Annotated in this window: 12 protein-coding genes and 2 pseudogenes; 12 read left to right on the forward strand and 2 right to left on the reverse strand. The window is 66.8% G+C overall.

Annotated features, from left to right (window positions below):
- Positions 1-139: 139 nt before the first annotated feature.
- The 10 genes and pseudogenes from NG698_RS01270 to NG698_RS01315 form a co-directional block, all read left to right on the forward strand.
- A pseudogene (locus NG698_RS01270) lies at positions 140-2133 on the forward strand (transglutaminase-like domain-containing protein); the annotation flags it as partial.
- Positions 2130-3605, forward strand: a complete 1476-nt coding sequence (locus tag NG698_RS01275; protein WP_509908519.1) for an RDD family protein — start codon at positions 2130-2132, stop codon at positions 3603-3605. The pseudogene NG698_RS01270 and the gene NG698_RS01275, both read left to right, overlap by 4 nt.
- Positions 3602-4504: a PP2C family protein-serine/threonine phosphatase gene (locus NG698_RS01280; RefSeq protein ID WP_252607849.1), complete on the forward strand. Its 903-nt coding sequence runs from the start codon at positions 3602-3604 to the stop codon at positions 4502-4504. The genes NG698_RS01275 and NG698_RS01280 overlap by 4 nt, the downstream gene beginning before the upstream one ends.
- 1 nt (position 4505) lies before the next feature.
- Positions 4506-4991, forward strand: a complete 486-nt coding sequence (locus tag NG698_RS01285) for a hypothetical protein (RefSeq protein WP_252607850.1) — start codon at positions 4506-4508, stop codon at positions 4989-4991.
- Between the two features lie 520 nt (positions 4992-5511).
- A pseudogene (locus NG698_RS01290) lies at positions 5512-6128 on the forward strand (FtsK/SpoIIIE domain-containing protein); the annotation flags it as partial.
- A gap of 122 nt (positions 6129-6250) precedes the next feature.
- On the forward strand, positions 6251-6811 hold the full coding sequence (locus tag NG698_RS01295) for a hypothetical protein (protein ID WP_252599954.1): 561 nt from the start codon (positions 6251-6253) through the stop codon (positions 6809-6811).
- Between the two features lie 146 nt (positions 6812-6957).
- Entirely contained in the window at positions 6958-9288 is a 2331-nt protein-coding gene (gene ligA / locus NG698_RS01300; RefSeq protein ID WP_308293009.1) for an NAD-dependent DNA ligase LigA, read from the forward strand.
- Positions 9285-10103 carry an inositol monophosphatase family protein gene (locus NG698_RS01305; protein ID WP_252607851.1) on the forward strand — a complete coding sequence of 273 codons (819 nt, stop codon included), beginning with the start codon at positions 9285-9287 and terminating at the stop codon, positions 10101-10103. Before ligA ends, NG698_RS01305 begins: the two co-directional genes overlap by 4 nt.
- Before the next feature lie 26 nt (positions 10104-10129).
- The gene (locus NG698_RS01310) at positions 10130-10642 is read left to right on the forward strand and encodes a GNAT family N-acetyltransferase (protein WP_252607852.1); all 513 of its coding nucleotides are present in this window, start codon (positions 10130-10132) and stop codon (positions 10640-10642) included.
- Between the two features lie 38 nt (positions 10643-10680).
- Positions 10681-11064, forward strand: a complete 384-nt coding sequence (locus tag NG698_RS01315; protein ID WP_252599957.1) for a RidA family protein — start codon at positions 10681-10683, stop codon at positions 11062-11064.
- A gap of 36 nt (positions 11065-11100) precedes the next feature.
- Here NG698_RS01315 and NG698_RS01320 read toward each other — a convergent pair whose 3' ends face one another.
- Both NG698_RS01320 and NG698_RS01325 read right to left on the reverse strand, forming a co-directional pair.
- A complete protein-coding gene (locus NG698_RS01320) occupies positions 11101-11763 on the reverse strand; it encodes a response regulator (protein ID WP_141139938.1) in 663 nt (220 codons plus the stop codon).
- Positions 11756-13528 (reverse strand): sensor histidine kinase, encoded by a 1773-nt coding sequence (locus NG698_RS01325; protein WP_252607902.1) that lies wholly within the window; start codon positions 13526-13528, stop codon positions 11756-11758. Before NG698_RS01325 ends, NG698_RS01320 begins: the two co-directional genes overlap by 8 nt.
- A gap of 164 nt (positions 13529-13692) precedes the next feature.
- Between NG698_RS01325 and NG698_RS01330 the strand changes: the two genes are divergently transcribed.
- Together NG698_RS01330 and gatC are read left to right on the forward strand one after the other, a co-directional pair.
- Positions 13693-15195, forward strand: coding sequence for a CitMHS family transporter (locus tag NG698_RS01330; protein WP_252599959.1), 1503 nt, complete (start codon positions 13693-13695; stop codon positions 15193-15195).
- Positions 15196-15340: 145 nt separating this feature from the next.
- Positions 15341-15637 carry an Asp-tRNA(Asn)/Glu-tRNA(Gln) amidotransferase subunit GatC gene (gatC, locus tag NG698_RS01335; RefSeq protein WP_056348187.1) on the forward strand — a complete coding sequence of 99 codons (297 nt, stop codon included), beginning with the start codon at positions 15341-15343 and terminating at the stop codon, positions 15635-15637.
- Positions 15638-15639: the final 2 nt, after the last annotated feature.

Consider the following 15639-nt stretch of genomic DNA (forward strand, 5'->3'; position numbering starts at 1 on the left):
GCTGACGCGGGGAACAGAGAGCCCGGTATCGGGTCTTTGGGGGGCCGCACTGGGGGCCGCGACACAATTGAGGGATTAGTAACGCTGTGACATCACTGCTGGGGAAATTCGGTCTCAAGAAGCGCCACAACAAGATCGTTACTGGCCACTGCTTCCCGTGCTGGGGCTTTTCGTCACGGGCATAGCTTTCAGCACCAACGCTGCCTTCCTCACCGTGGAGCGCGGCATCGATCTCACCGTCATTGCGATTGCCTGGGCCACCTTCCGCCGTGACGCGCTGCGGCGCAGCGACACGCGAAAAGTCTCAGTCAACCGTCCGCAGACCGATGCGGCCACAGCCCAGCGGGCCAAGCTCCGCCGGCTGGGCACGGCCGCTGCCGTGATCGCCGCAAACGTCGCCATTACCGCGGTGGCGGCGCCCCTGGTCACCGCCAGCGGTGACCGCAAGGTCCTGCGCAACGTGGTGGTTCCGCCGTTCGATCCCAAGGACTACGTCACGCCCCTGGCAAGCTTCCGGACGTTCGTCAAGGACAAGAAAGACGACACCCTGTTCGTGGTCAAAGGACTGCCCCGGGACGGCCGTGTCCGGCTGGGGGCTTTGGATGCCTTCAACGGCGCCAACTACAACATGGATCCCAACGGCTCCGGCAGCTTCAGCAAGGTGGGCGACACCGAATCCATCAACACCCTGGCCGACACCTCCGGCATCGTCCCCTCGAATGACTACTCCATCGACATCACCATCGAGGATTACCAGGGCTACTCCCGGGAGGCCGGAAGACCACCGGCCTGAGCTTTGACCAGAGCGCCTCCGCCGCGGCGTCGGGCCTGTACTTCAACGCAGGCACAGACACGGCCGTGACCACGCAGGGCCTGTCCAAGGGCGATTCCTACAGCGTCCAGGTGTCCGATCCCGTGAAGCTCGAACACGGTCAGTTGACACAGTACGACTTCGCGAAGATTACGCTGCCGGACGCCGTCGAGGTCCCGCCGGTGGTGGGGTCACAGGCCAACGACCTCTCGGCCGATGCGCCCACCGCGATTGACCGGGTCCGCCAGATCGAGGCGCATTTCCAAAAGACGGGCGCCTTCAGCAACGGCCTGGTGGCTGACGGCCAGCTGCCCAGCGTTTCCGGACACAGCTCGTCGCGGATCAGGAACCTGCTGACCGCCAAGCAGATGCTCGGCGACGACGAGCAGTATGCCGTGTCCATGTCGCTGATGCTCCGCCACCTGGGCATCCCGTCACGCGTCGTCATGGGCTTCTACCTCGAGCCGACCAGCCCCGAGAACGGCGCCGGCGAGGTAAAGGTCACGGGCAAGGACGTCCACGCCTGGGTTGAGGTGGCCTTCGACCGGGTGGGCTGGGTCAGCTTCGACCCCACACCGCCCAAGGACAACGTCCCCATCCCGCCGGACGCCGACGAGAAGAAAAACAATCCGTGGCTCTTCTGGGGTGCCCTGCTCGGGGCCCTGGGCATTGCCCTGATCCCGCTGTCCATCCTTGCCCTGCCGCTGCTGCTGATCGCGCTCCTTAAATCACGACGCCGGAAGGCCCGCCTCACGGAGGGGCACCCGGCCCAGCGTGTGGGCGGCGGTTGGAACGAGGTGGTGAGCCTCGCCTCGGATTTGGGCGCCGGCATCGACACCCGTGCAACCCGGCGCGAAAGCGCAGTGGTGCTTGCTGACTCGTTCCCGGCCACCGGGCAGACCCCCACCATGCTGGCGCACCGTGCGGATGCCTCCATCTTCGGCGCCGGCCAGCCCAGCGAGGAGGAGGTCCGGGAATACTGGACCATCGTGGACGGCTCGCTGAAGGAGATGGCCGGGACTTTGGGGTTCTGGCGCCGCCAGCAGGCCCGCTTCTCGCCCCGGTCGCTGCTGGCTGATGGCCGCAACGCCCTTAAGCTGCGCGGTACCAGGCTCGGGCTGGGCCCGCTGGTGCGTCCGTCCGGCCAGGGTTCCCCCGGATGGCGGTCCGCCACCGGTAGGGTGGGGACCGGCCCGGACGGTGCCGGAACCCCGAATCCGGCAGTTCAGGACAGCGGATCCGGGACGGCGGCGGCGGCTTCCGAGCCTGATGAGTCCACCGTTATGCGGAACCCTGGAAGGAAGAACCCCACTGACTCATGATGAACGAGGCCGAGCGCTGCCAGCAGTGCCAGCAACTGATCCGGGGCGGCGCCACGTTCTGTCCGGCGTGCGGTGCTCCGCTGCCCAACAGGGCGGCACGCAGCGGACGCAACGTGGACCATGCACAGCGGGCCATGAAGGAGCGTGCGGCGGCGCACGCCAGCCAGAATCCCGGTACTATCCCGGTAGTACAAACGGCTCCAGGGGGAGGAACGGGAATGGCAGCCAATCTTGAGCTTGTTCCGGCCACGGCGGGGAAACGGCTCGGCGCAGCAGTGCTCGACTGGCTGGCCCCCATCGCGGTCCTGGTGGTGACTTTCGCCATCGGATTCGCGGGAATCACCCGCACCCAAAGCGGCGGCTTCATCATCTATGACACCGGTTCGCTGGTGCTGTTCGGCAGCATCGGCCTGGGACTGACGCTGGTCTACCTGGCGGTCCTGGTGGGCATGGAAGGCCGGTCCGGGAAGACCCTCGGCAACCACGTCATGGGCATCCGCAGCGCTGACAAGGATGGTTACGCCCCCGGCGCCGGGGGAGTGTTCCTGCGCGGCCTCATCACCGGCGCGGGCATCATCCTGGCGCTCCTGGCCGCCGTGGCCATCGTCATTTTCAAATGGTTCGATGTGGCTGTCTTCATCCTCGGACCGCTGCTTTTGGTCGGCGCGGTGTGGGCCGTGCTGGTGGTGGTTTCCAACACCTGGGACCGCAACGGCGGGCTCCGCGGCTGGCATGACACCGTGGCCAAAACGCTGGTGTTCGACGTCAAGGACGGCCGGAACCCCATCACGTCCGGCGGCATCCAGGGCCCGTACAGTTTCGCGCCCCTGGAACTCCCGCCTGTCCAGCAGGTCGCGTCGCCTGTGGCCGGGGCCGCAAAGCCGCCCCAGGTTGTGTCCGCCCAACAGCCGCCGGTCCAACAACCCGTGCAGCCGTACGCCCCGCAGCCGTACACGGCTCAACCGTCAGCCGCGCCGCCGTCGTTCGCACCCCAGCCGGACGCGCCGCCGTCGTCCACTCCTTTCCAGCCGCATGTCCCGTACGCGGCCCCTGCCGTTCCCGCGCCGGGCGCCCAGTTCCATCCCGATGACGACCTCGACCGCACGCAGATGCGCGGCGGCGCAACGAATGCGGCGCCCGTCGCCGTGCTGCGGTTAAAGCTCGACGACGGCCGGGACTTCCGTCTCGACCGCAACGTCCTGTTGGGCAGGAACCCCCTTGGCCAGGCGGGGGAGCAGCAGGCCCAGCTCCTGGCGGTCAGTGATCCCGGCCGCTCGATCTCCAAGACGCACCTCCACCTGCTGACCGACGGTGCCGGCATTTGGGTGACGGACCGGAACTCCACCAACGGCAGCGCCGTCACAACACCGGACGGACGGCGCACCCCACTGCAGCCGGGCGTGCCCGCTTTTGTCAGCCCGGGATCCACTGTCCACTTTGGTGACCGTTCCTTCCACCTAGGACAAGCATGAACTCACAGCCCGCCAGTGACCCAGCTGACGCAGACCACGGAACCGGCCTCAGCCTCAGTTACGGCTGCGGAACGGACCGCGGGCTGCGCCGGGAATTGAACGAGGATTCCTTCATCGCCTCCGACCCCGTCTTCGCCGTGGCAGACGGCATGGGCGGACACGAAGCCGGCGAGATTGCCAGCGGCATGTGTGTGCGCGCCCTGGCTGCCATGCCGCAGCTCGCTACCGGGGAGCGCAGCATCACGGCGGCAGTGCTCCAGCAATATCTGCTCCGCGCCGACAGTTCCATCCGGGAGGTGACAGGTGCCCGCGCCGGGACCACGCTCACCGGAGCCGTTGTGGTGGAACAGATGGGCATGCCGTACTGGCTGGTCATGAACATCGGGGATTCCCGCACGTACCGGCTGAGCCAGGGGCACTTCGAGCAGGTCAGCGTGGACCATTCGGAGGTCCAGGAACTCGTGGATGCCGGTGAAATCACGCCTGAGCAGGCCACCGTCCATCCCCGCCGCCACGTTGTCACGAGGGCGCTGGGCACGGGGGACGAGACCGAGGCTGATTACTGGCTCCTGCCCGTGGAGGAAGGCGACCGGATCATGGTCTGCTCGGACGGGCTCAACGCAGAGCTGACGGATGAGCACATGTTCCGGATCCTTAGCACCGTGGGCCATCCGCAGGACGCGGTGGATGCCCTGATCCAGGCCGCGCTCCGCAACGGCGGAAGGGATAACGTCACCGTCATTGTGGTGGACGCCAGGAACGTGATGAACGACGGCGGCATCGCCACCACGGCGCCCCGCCCCTCCGCTGATGCCGCGGAAGAGGTCACCCTGCCCCGGGGGCGGATTGTTGACGCCAGCCGGCCGGCCGGCCGGGACGACGGAAGAGGGGAACACTGACATGGCCACCGCAACATACGCCGCGGGCACTTGGCTCGGTGTTGTCCGGGCCAACACTGTGGTCCTCCTGGGTCCCGGGACCCCCGCCTGCCCTGGTCCAGTCCCTGTGGGAACTGCTGGAGCACGCACCGGAAGCCACGAAGTGCTCCACGCCGTCACCAGCAGTTTCGGCGTTTCCCTGGCGCAGATACCGTCGTTCGGGATAGTGGATTCCGGTGACGCGCTCCGGATCTTCCTCCGCGGCGACCTGGACCTGACCGTGCAGCTGCCCGGCGGCCCGGTGGACCTGAACGGGAGGGACGTCACCACCTGGACGGAGCGCCGCCTGGACACACCCGAGTGGTACCGCCTCACTGTGGCCGGAAACGGCCAGCCCGGGCCCGCGTTGCCGCTCAGCGATGGCGTGGTCCTGCTGGAGTCGCTGACAGTGTCGCTCACCGGAACTCCGGCGGACGAGGTGGCGGCTCCGGCTGGCCACACCCGCTGAGGTCGAGGCACCCACCGCTGTCGGCGGCGTCGTCCTCGTAGCGGACGCTGGACCGGTCAATGAAACGGTAGCGGAGCCTGACTCTGAACCCGCGCCGGAAACTGCACCTGAGGCGGAAGCTGAGCCGGAACCTGAACTTGCACCTGAACCTGCGTCTGAACCAGCGCCGGAGCATGACCGGGAGGTCTAGGCAGAAACGGTGATGGGGCTCCTGGACGACGACTCCAATTTTGCTGCCGAAGCCCCGGAAGCCGGGCCGGACATGGAGCCCGCCCCGGAACCCACATATCCTGATCAGGTCCCGGCCCACGAAATGACCGGCAGCTACGACCACCTCTGGGAACGGACTGTTGTCCGCAGCATCGAGGACGCAGCCGTCCGGGACGAACCAGAGGAAGATCACGCCGTCCCCGCGGCACCTGTTGGCGCGTCTCCGGCACCGGTCGATGCGGCACAGGCGAACGCTCCAGGACAGCCGGAGGCAGCGGCCAGCCTGGCTCCTGCACACCCCGCCCACGAACCCGCAGGTCCACCTGCCACACCGCCTGCGGCCGCAGCGGCCGCCCGGACGATCGGCGGTCTCATCGACTCGATCCCGTGGCGGACCGGCGGGACGGTGGCGCTGGTGACCCTGGCGTACGCGCTGCGCCGATCCAATCCGGACACGGAGTTGGTGTACATCGGCTCGCGCCGCTCCGCAGTAGCGTCGCTGCCGCTCTGGAACCGTTCGGTGGTGGGTGTGCCGATGACCTGGCTGAGATCATCGAGGACCTCACCGAACACTCCTCCGGGAACCCCGGGAAACTGAAGATCTTCATCGAAGGCCTGACCGAGTTCACGGATACCGTTGCGGAATCGGGCGTTTCGCAGCTCGTGTCGGCCTCCATCAAGGCCGACCAGTGGGTCATCGGGGAATCGGAAACGTCAACCTGGTCCTCCGCCTGGTCCCTGGCCCAGCCCTTCAAATCCGGACGCCGGGGCCTGCTCATCAACCCGGGGGACATCGAAGGGGACAGCCTGCTCAACACGTCGCTGGGCCGGGTCAGTCCGGAGTTCATACCTGGCCGCGGCTACATCGTGGGACGCGGCAAGGCACGGAAACTGCAGATTGCCCTGCCGCCGGAAAACAGGGGCTGAGCCGTTGCCTTCCACCGGGCCGTAAATCCAACGGATTTGCAGGCCCGTGGCGCGTTGTAGGAGACTACCGGAAACACTGTTTCGCCGCGGAAGGGGTGCCGCGCACTGTCGAAAAGGTAACCATGATCCGATCCTCATCCGTGCTCCGCGACGTTTCAGCTGCTGCGGTGGCTGCGGTGCTGGCGCTCCTGGTTGGCCTTTCTGCGGCGGCCCCGGCGCAGGCCGACGACGGCGAACCGGCACCGGGTTTGTGCATCATTAATTGTGAGCCGGGCAATCAGAAGCCCGGGCCGACGGACACCTCAACTCCATCCCCGACGCAGACGTCGGCGGCCCCCGTGATCGAGCCCCCGCCGCCGCCGCCCGTGGCGCCAGCACCGGTACCGGTTGCCACCCTCGCCCCGGAACCGAGCGTTTCGCCGACTGAGGAATCGCCGTCGGCCGCGCCCAGCACCACCATCCCCAGCCCGCCGTCGTCCGTACCCCCGTCCACGGAATCGAACTGGAACAAGCCAGTCACCAAGTCGGCCAAGCCCACACAGGCTGCCGCCGTTTCCCGGAACGACGGCTCCGGCCTCTTCGGCGGCCCCGGCCTGCTGGCCATCATGGCGGGCGTGCTGCTGGTGGGAGTCGCCGGCCTCGCCTTCGCCTGGTGGAGCCGGAACCGCCTCGCCTCACACTGACCCTGCCAGCCCCGCCCTTCCCAACTAGGTAGCAGTAACTGTCGTTATGAGCGCTCATAACGACAGTTACTGCTACCTACATGGGGGCGTTCCATGCCCACCGGGCGTTTGGGCGCAATGTCGGGGCGGTAAGGCAAGATAGGTCTGTGAGCACAGCACCGGTCCCCGCAGAGGAAACAGCAAACAGCACTGAGGAACTAACCGAGCCGGACGCCGTCCCCGCCGGGTCAGTGCGCGAAGAATATGAGAACCTGACGGACCTGGTCAGGAAGTACCGGTTTGCGTATTACCAGGAGGACGAACCCCTGGTCTCCGACGCTGAATTCGACGAACTGTTCCGGCGCCTGGAGGAGATCGAGGCCCTGCATCCGGAGCTGGTAGCCAATGATTCGCCTACGCAGGAGGTTGGCGGGGAAGTCTCAGCCGCGTTCGCCGCCGTCGAACATCTGCAGCGGATGTATAGCCTCGAGGACGTCTTTTCCCTGGAGGAGCTGGAGGCCTGGATCACCAAAGCCGAGGCCGGCGTCAGCAAGCTGGGGGACACGGCTCAGCTCGCGTGGCTCACGGAACTGAAGATTGACGGCCTCGCAGTCAACCTGTTGTACCGCGACGGGAAACTGGTCCGGGCGGCCACCAGGGGTGACGGAACCACGGGTGAAGACATCACCCACAACGTCCTGACGATCAAGGAAATCCCGACGGAACTGACGGGCACCGGCTTTCCCCCGGAGGTGGAAATCCGGGGCGAGGTCTTTATCCCTTCCAAGGCTTTTGCGGAATTCAATGAGGCACTGATCGAAGCCGGCAAGGCGCCGCTGGCCAACCCCAGGAATGCCGCCGCCGGTTCGATCAGGCAAAAGGATCCGGCGGAAACCGCCAAGCGTCCGTTGCGGATGTTTGTCCATGGCATTGGTGCGCGCGAAGGGCTGGAAACCCTGAGCCAGTCCCAGACCTACGCCGTGCTGGAACAATGGGGCCTTCCCGTCAGTCCGTACTTCGAGGTTCTCGGGGGCCTGCCGGAGATCCTTGCCTTCATCAAGCGCTATGGCGAACAACGGCACAACCTTATGCATGAAATCGACGGCATTGTGGTCAAGGTTGACGATCTCGCCACCCAGCGTGCCTTGGGCTACACCACCCGGGTGCCGCGGTGGGCCGTGGCCTATAAATACCCGCCGGAGGAAGTCCACACCAAACTGCTGGACATTGCAGTCAACGTCGGACGCACCGGACGCGTCACCCCGTACGGCATCATGACGCCCGTCAAGGTGGCCGGGTCCACCGTGGAGATGGCCACGCTCCACAACCAGGATGTGGTCAAGGCCAAGGGTGTGAAGATCGGCGACATCGTTGTCCTGCGGAAGGCCGGGGACGTCATTCCGGAAATTGTGGGGCCGGTGCTCGCCCTGCGCGACCAGCAGAAACCGCCGGTGCGGGACTTCGTGATGCCCACCGAATGCCCTGCCTGCGGCACACCGCTGGCACCGGCCAAGGAAGGGGACGTGGACATCCGCTGCCCCAACGCCCGCTCCTGCCCGGCGCAGCTTCGGGAGCGCGTCTTCCATCTGGCCGGGCGCGGCGGCTTCGATATCGAGGCCCTGGGCTGGGAGGCAGCCATCGCGCTGACCTCCGGACCGGGTGCGGATCCAGCCACCAACGGCGGAAGGGTGGAACCGGCCGGCGACGGCATCCTGACCAGTGAGTCCGCACTGTTTGAACTGGCTGCGGATTCCGGACTGGACGAGCTGCGGAACAAACTGGCAGGCGTGTTGGTCTGGCGGGAGAAGCGCGACAAGGGCGTGGGCACGGGTACGTGGGACCTGGTCCCGTACTTCTGGACAAAGGCAACGGCCAAGACGCCATCCAAGCCCACGGCAACCACGAACAAGCTGTTCGACGAACTGACCAAAGCCAAGACGCAGCCGCTGTGGCGGGTGCTCGTTGCCCTGTCCATCCGGCACGTTGGCCCCCGCGCCTCACGCGCCCTGGCCACCGCGTTCGGCACCATGGACGGCATCCGGAACGCCTCCGAGGAGGACCTGGCCCATGTGGACGGCGTGGGGCCCACCATCGCGGCCGCGCTGAAGGAATGGTTCGCCGAGGACTGGCACGTGGAAATCGTTGACCGCTGGGCCGCGGCCGGGGTCCGCATGGCGGATGAGCGCGACGAATCCACGCCGCGCACGCTGGAAGGTCTGACCATTGTGGTTACCGGCTCCCTGCCGAACTTCAGCCGGGACGAGGCCAAGGAAGCCATCCTCATCAGGGGCGGCAAAGCGGCCGGTTCGGTCTCCAAAAACACCAGCTACGTCGTCGCCGGCGAAAGCGCAGGCACCAAACTGGACAAAGCCGAACAGCTCGGAATTCCGGTCCTGGACGAGGACGGCTTCCGGGAGCTCCTTGCGAACGGCCCGGCCCCCGCTGCCGAAGCCACGCCCATACCAACGCCCACAGAATCAGAAGAGGCAGCCGAATGAGCCATCCGGATCTCAACACCGAACTGCTTGCGGTGGCCCGGCAAGCAGCCGCCGCCGGCGCCGCCGTGCTGGCTTCCCGCAATGGCGAGACGCTTGACGTCAGCAACAAGGGCGACGCCGGCGACTGGGTTACGGCCTTTGATGTCGCCGCGGAGAATGCCGTCCGGGATGCCATCACGGCCGCCCGTCCACAGGACACCATCACGGGGGAGGAGCATGGGACCACCCGGCCCGCTGCACCCACCGGCTACCGCTGGTCCATCGACCCGCTGGACGGTACCACCAACTTCATCCGGAACATCGTCTACTACGCCACCTCCGTGGCAGTGGCGGATGCCGACGGCGTCTGGCTGGCCGGCGTCGTCAACGCCCCGGCGCTGGGCCGCGTCTACTACGCTGCCCGCGGCCAGGGTGCGTGGCTGGAAGAAGGCGGCCGGGTGACCCAGCTCCAGGGCCCGGCGCCGGACCGCGCCGGGCAGATCCTCGCCACCGGCTTCAGTTACGACCCCGCCATCCGCGCCGAGCAGGCTGCGCTTCTGGGCAGCCTGATGGATGGATTTGCCGACGTCCGGCGGCTGGGCTCTGCAGCGCTGGATCTCTGCATGGTGGCTGACGGGACCCACGACGCCTACGGCGAACGCGGGCTCAACGAACATGACTTCTCCGCCGGTGCGTTGATTGCCGAGGAAGCCGGTTGCTGGGTCCGGCGTCCCCGGCTGGCCAGTCCGCTGGACGGCGGACCCGCCGACGAGGACAGGCTGGCCGCCTGGACCTGCGCCGGGACCTTGGCCCTGTCCGGCAAGTTTCCGCTGTGACGGTGCTGCCCCACTAACATTGTCAGGTGCAATCGCAAATAACCATCCGACCGGCCGTTGAGGCAGACTTCCAGGCCATCGCCACGATCACCGTGGACTCGTACCTGGCAGCAGGGTATTTCGACAGCGCGGACCATCCCTATATGCAGCAGATCCAGGATGTTGCCGCACGTGCGGCAAAGGCCACGATCTGGGTTGCCGAGCGGGACCGGCAGGTGGTGGGTTCCGTGACGCTGGCACTGGCAGGTGAACCGTTCGCCGACATCGCCCTGCCGGATGAGCTGGAGTTCCGGATGCTGGTGGTGGATCCGGCGGTGCAGCGCAGCGGCGCAGGCAAGGCCATGGTGGAAGCCATCATTGAGCATGCGAAATCGCTGGAGGGCATCACGGGCGTGGCCCTCACCACCGGCGGGACCTGGGAGAGCGCCCATGGTCTCTACCGGAAGACAGGCTTCAAACGAGTCCCCGAGCGTGACTGGCTGATTCCGGGCACCGACATAAAGCTGCTGGTTTACCGGCTTGACATCCAGCCAACCTAAAGTGGTGCCGACTCGTTTTCGGCACTGAAAGGCCCACCATGCGCAAAATATTCGGCACCGGCTCCGTCTGGGAGCAGACCCTCGGCTACTCCCGTGCCGTCCAGGTGGACAACACACTCTATATTTCCGCCACGGCCGCCAGCGGCGAGGACGGCATTGTGGGCGAGGACTTCTACACGCAGACCCAATACATCCTGCAGAAGCTCGGCGCGGTCCTGGCCGATGCCGGCTTCAGCTTCGAAGACGTGGTCCAGTCCAAGCTGTACCTGACGGACATCAGCAAATGGGAAGAAGCTGGCCGCGCCCACGGCGAAGTCTTCGGCGAGATCCGCCCCACGCTGGCCCTCGTGCACGTCCTGCCGTTCCTTGACCCGAAGATGCTCGTCGAAATCGAGCTCGTGGCCCAGAAGAGCGCCAGCTAGCGCATCCGCCCGCACCCGCGCTCAAGGGGTGGGGCCTCAGGCCGGCGGGAGGCTGTAGCGGTGTTCCGGGCGTCCGGTGGTTCCGTAGCGCAGTTGGATGTCGACGGCGCCGTCGTCGGCCAGCGAGGACAGGTACCTTTGCGCCGTGGCCCGGGAAACCCCCACGCGGGTGGCCACTTCCACCGCCGAATACTGTTCGCCGGCAACCAGCGATTCCAACACCGCGGCCTCGGTGGCGGAGCGGGGTTTGGCCGCCGGCGTCACGTCCCCCGGGATCAGCGCCCGTTTGGCCCGCTCCACGGACCCCTGGTCCAGGGCCCCGGGCTGGCCCAGCAGCCTGCGGTACCGGGCATACGAACGTAGCTGCTGCGAGAGCGACTCGGCCGTAAAGGGCTTCAACAGGTACCCGAGGGCGCCGCGGCGGAACGCTTTCCGCAGCGACTCGGCGTCCGATGCGGCACTGAGGATCATGGTGTCCACGTCCAGCTGCTGCAGCAGGTCGAGGCCTGAGGCATCCGGCAGGTAGACATCCAGCAGCACCAGGTCCGGGCGGAGGCTGTGGATCGCCTGCAGCGCCAGGGACGCCGACCCCACCGGCGCCAGCGCCAGGAATCCCGCCACCGAATCCACATACGTTGCGTGCAGCTTGGCCACGTGGAAATCGTCGTCCACAATCAGCACCCTGAAATCCTCAGGCATCATTGTCCTTTCCAGCTGAATCCTGGGTCCCCGCAGGTGTCCCGGCGGTGGTCCCGGCCGTTGTGCGTGGCAGGGAAGCCATAAACACGGCACCGGGTCCGCCCGGTGTCCCCGGCTCCAGCAGGCGGACGTCCCCGCCGCGGCGCCGGGCCAGCTTCCGGGCCAGGGCCAGGCCCAGCCCCTGCCCGCCACTCCGCCCGCCACTCCTTCCACCGGCAGCCGCCGGAGCCGGCACTACTGGGCCAGCCGCCGTCGTAAATCCCTCGGCGAAGACCGCTTCCGCGTCCGTCCCGGCGGCCAGCCCGTCGCCGGAATCGGCGACGACGATGTGCAGCGTCCCGCCGTCGTCGTGCGGTTCATCCAGCACCTCCAGCTCCACCCAGCGGTCCGGGGAGGAGCCGGCGACGGCGGCGTTCACCGCGTTGTCGATCAGGTTGCCCAGTACGGTGGTCACGTCCTGCGGCTCGGTGACCTGGCCGCGGACCAGGGTTTCGGGGCCGATCCGCAGCGTCACGCCGCGCTCGTCGGCCTCCACACCTTTGGCACCCACAAAGGCCTGCAGGTACGGGTCCTGCAACAGTTCCGCCTGGTCCACCGGGAACTTCAGCGGCCCTGTGGCGGCCAGCCCGGCCAGGTACTCGCGGGCCTGTTGGTGTTGCCCGATGCTCATGAGGCCGGTGATGGTGTGCAGCTGGTTGGCGAATTCGTGGCGCTGGGCGCGCAGGGCCGTGGACATGGTGCCCACGGCGTCGAGTTGCCGCGTGAGCTGCTGGAGTTCGGTGCGGTCCCGGAGCATCACCACCCAGCCCAGGTCCTCGCTTCGATGCAGGGCCTTGCGCGCGCTGGCCACCAGGACACTGCCGCCGGCTACCAGCTCGATGGCGTCCGCCTCCGCAGCGTCCGGCCGGGTCAACGCCCTGAGCTGCTCGGGCACAGGAGCTTTGGCCCACGGCGTCCCGGAAAGGTCCGGCTGCTCCAAAAGGCGCTGCGCGGCTGCGTTGAACACGCTGATCCTGCCGTCGGCCGAAACGCCGATGACGCCGTCGTCCACGCCCTGCAGCACAGCCACCTGGTCGTGGACCAGCGTGCTGATTTCCTCGGGCTCCAGCCCCAGCGTTAGACGCTGGAGCCGGCGCCGCAGCAGGAACGAGGCCAGCACGCCAGCCAACAGCGCACCTGCGGCGGTCAGGCCCACCGGGCCGATGTCGCGCGCAACGCTTTGGCCCACGCTCTCCATGGAGTACCCAACGCTGACCTCGCCCACGACGGTGCCCGTGCCGGTGCCGGGTGCGTAAACAGGAACCTTGGCGCCGGCAGACGGGCCCAGTGTCCCGGTGTTCCTGGTGGTGACCTCCTGGCCGGCGAGGGCCTCGGACGGGTCGGTGCTGACTTTCTCGCCCAGCCGGTCCGGATCCGGGTGCGCCAGGCGCAGGCCGGTTTCGTCGGTGATCACCACAAACAGTGCCCCGGTCCGGGTCCGGATCGCCTCGGCGGCTGCCATCAGCGGCCCGCCGCGGAGCACGGCAGGCGGGGGAGTGCCCGCGCCCGCGCTGATGGCCAGCACATCAGCCTGCACGGAAGGATCCGCGGCGACGGCGCGGGCCAGCGTCAGGGCCTGGTTTTCCGCCTCGCGGCCCACCCGGTCGTAGGTCAGCCAGGCGTGGACGGCGGCGCTGAGCAGCACCACCAGCAGGACCACGCCCAGCTGAAGGAGGAGGGTCTGCGTGGAGAACCGCAAAGGCGGTGTGCGTGCAGAACGTGGAATGGTCCTCCCTTCCTCGGGCCCGGGTGTGAGCACAATGCGCAAAATGCTCCGAATAAGCAGTATGCCAATCAATTGAGCCAAAGGCACGGCCGTGACGCCCGCCACCCTAGTGTCTGTAGCACGCGTCACACTGCGGTGGCGTTGTTCACAAGAAGGAGCCGGCCGTGCTGGTATTACTTGGATTCGCAATGATCGCGGTATTCATGGTGCTGATCATGACGAAGAAGTTGACGCCAGTACTGGCGCTGATCATCGTCCCCACCGTTTTTGGCCTCTTCGCAGGCGCCGGACTGGGCATTGGGGACATGGTCCTGGAGTCAATGAAGTCCATGACGTCCACGGCGGCACTCCTGATGTTCGCCATCATCTACTTCGGCCTGATGATCGACGTCGGGCTGTTCGACCCGCTGGTGAAGTTCATCCTCCGCAAGCTCGGCAATGACCCCGCCAAGGTGGTGCTCGGCACCGCGATCCTGGCGGCCGCAGTCTCCCTGGACGGCGACGGCTCCACGACCTTCATCCTCACCACCGCCGCCATGCTGCCGGTCTACCTGCGCCTGAAGATGAGCCCTGTTGTCCTCACGTGCGTGGCCGGCCTGGCCAACGGCACCATGAACATCCTGCCGTGGGGCGGTCCCACTGCCCGCGCCGCCACCGCGCTCCACCTGGACGTCAACGACGTTTTTGTCCCGATGATCCCGTCCCTCATCGCCGGCCTGGTAGTGGTCTTCGGCTTCGCCTGGCTCCTGGGCCTGCAGGAACGCAACCGCCTCCGCGCCACTGAACCGGAAATCTGGGGAACGCCGGACACGGCAGAGCCGTTCACTGCCGAAAAGTTCGACGGCGGCGCTTCCGACGGCGGCACCGCCGCTGCCTCCGCCGGTACCGGCCGCAGTGGGTCACGTACCCCCGGAACCGGAAGTCCCGCCGTCGGCGGCTACTCTCCGGAAGGTTCGTCAGTGGCTGTCCTGGAACGCACCGAAACGCTGGTGGACGAACAGGACGGCGGGCTGGCCGACACCGCCCTGGACCCCAACCGCTCCACGCTCCGCCCGAAACTGTTCTGGTTCAACCTTGGCCTGACGGTCGCCGTGATGGTGATGCTCGTGGCCGATCTCGTCCCGCTGCCGTTCGTCTTTATGGTCGGGTCGGCCATCGCGCTGGTCGTGAACTTCCCCAACGTCAAGGAACAGGGCGCGCAGCTCGTGGCCCACTCCTCGTCCATCGTGGCCGTGGTGAGCATGGTGATGGCGGCCGCAGTCCTGACCGGTGTCCTGACCGGCACCGGAATGGTGGAGGCCATGTCCGCGTGGCTGGTCCAGATCATCCCGACCGAAATGGGACCGTTCCTGGCCGTCATCACCGGCGTCCTCAGCATCCCCATGACGTTCTTCATGAGCAACGACGCCTTCTACTTCGGCGTCCTGCCCGTGCTCAGCGAGACCGCCGCACACTACGGGATCAGCGCCGCGGAGATGGCGCGTGCCTCCATCACCGGCCAGCCCTTCCACCTGCAGAGCCCGCTGGTTCCGGCCATCCTGCTGCTGGTTTCGCTGGCCAAGGTGGACCTCGGCGACCACCACAAAAAGGTCCTGTGGCGCACCGCAGTGGTTTCCCTCGTCATGTTGGGTGCGGGAATGCTGACGGGAGCCATCGGGATCGGTTAGTCTTTAGCTGCCTGTGGCCGGTCCCCGTGACCGGGACCACGGCACCGAGGTGCCCGTCTGACGCCCGCTGGGGGTCGTCAGACGGGCACTGACGTTTCCCCACTAGACTGGTTCGGAAAACAATCCGAACTTGCAGGGGAGATCCATGGCTGCGATCAACCGTGACGATGTTGCGCACCTCGCGCAGCTCGCTCACATCGAGATGAGTGCTGAAGAGCTGGACAGGATGGCCGGCGAACTCGCCGTCATCGTTGATTCAGTGAAGTCCGTGAGTGAAGCCGCCGGTGATGACGTCCCGGCAACCTCCCACCCGATCCCGCTGACCAACGTGTTCCGCGAGGACGTTGTGGGCCACACTTTCACCGCGGAGCAGGCACTCTCGGGGGCTCCGGATTCCGATGAGAACCGCTTCAAGGTCCCGGCAATCCTGGATGAGGCATAACC

Source organism: Pseudarthrobacter raffinosi, assembly GCF_023913735.1.
Taxonomy (GTDB): domain Bacteria; phylum Actinomycetota; class Actinomycetes; order Actinomycetales; family Micrococcaceae; genus Arthrobacter; species Arthrobacter raffinosi.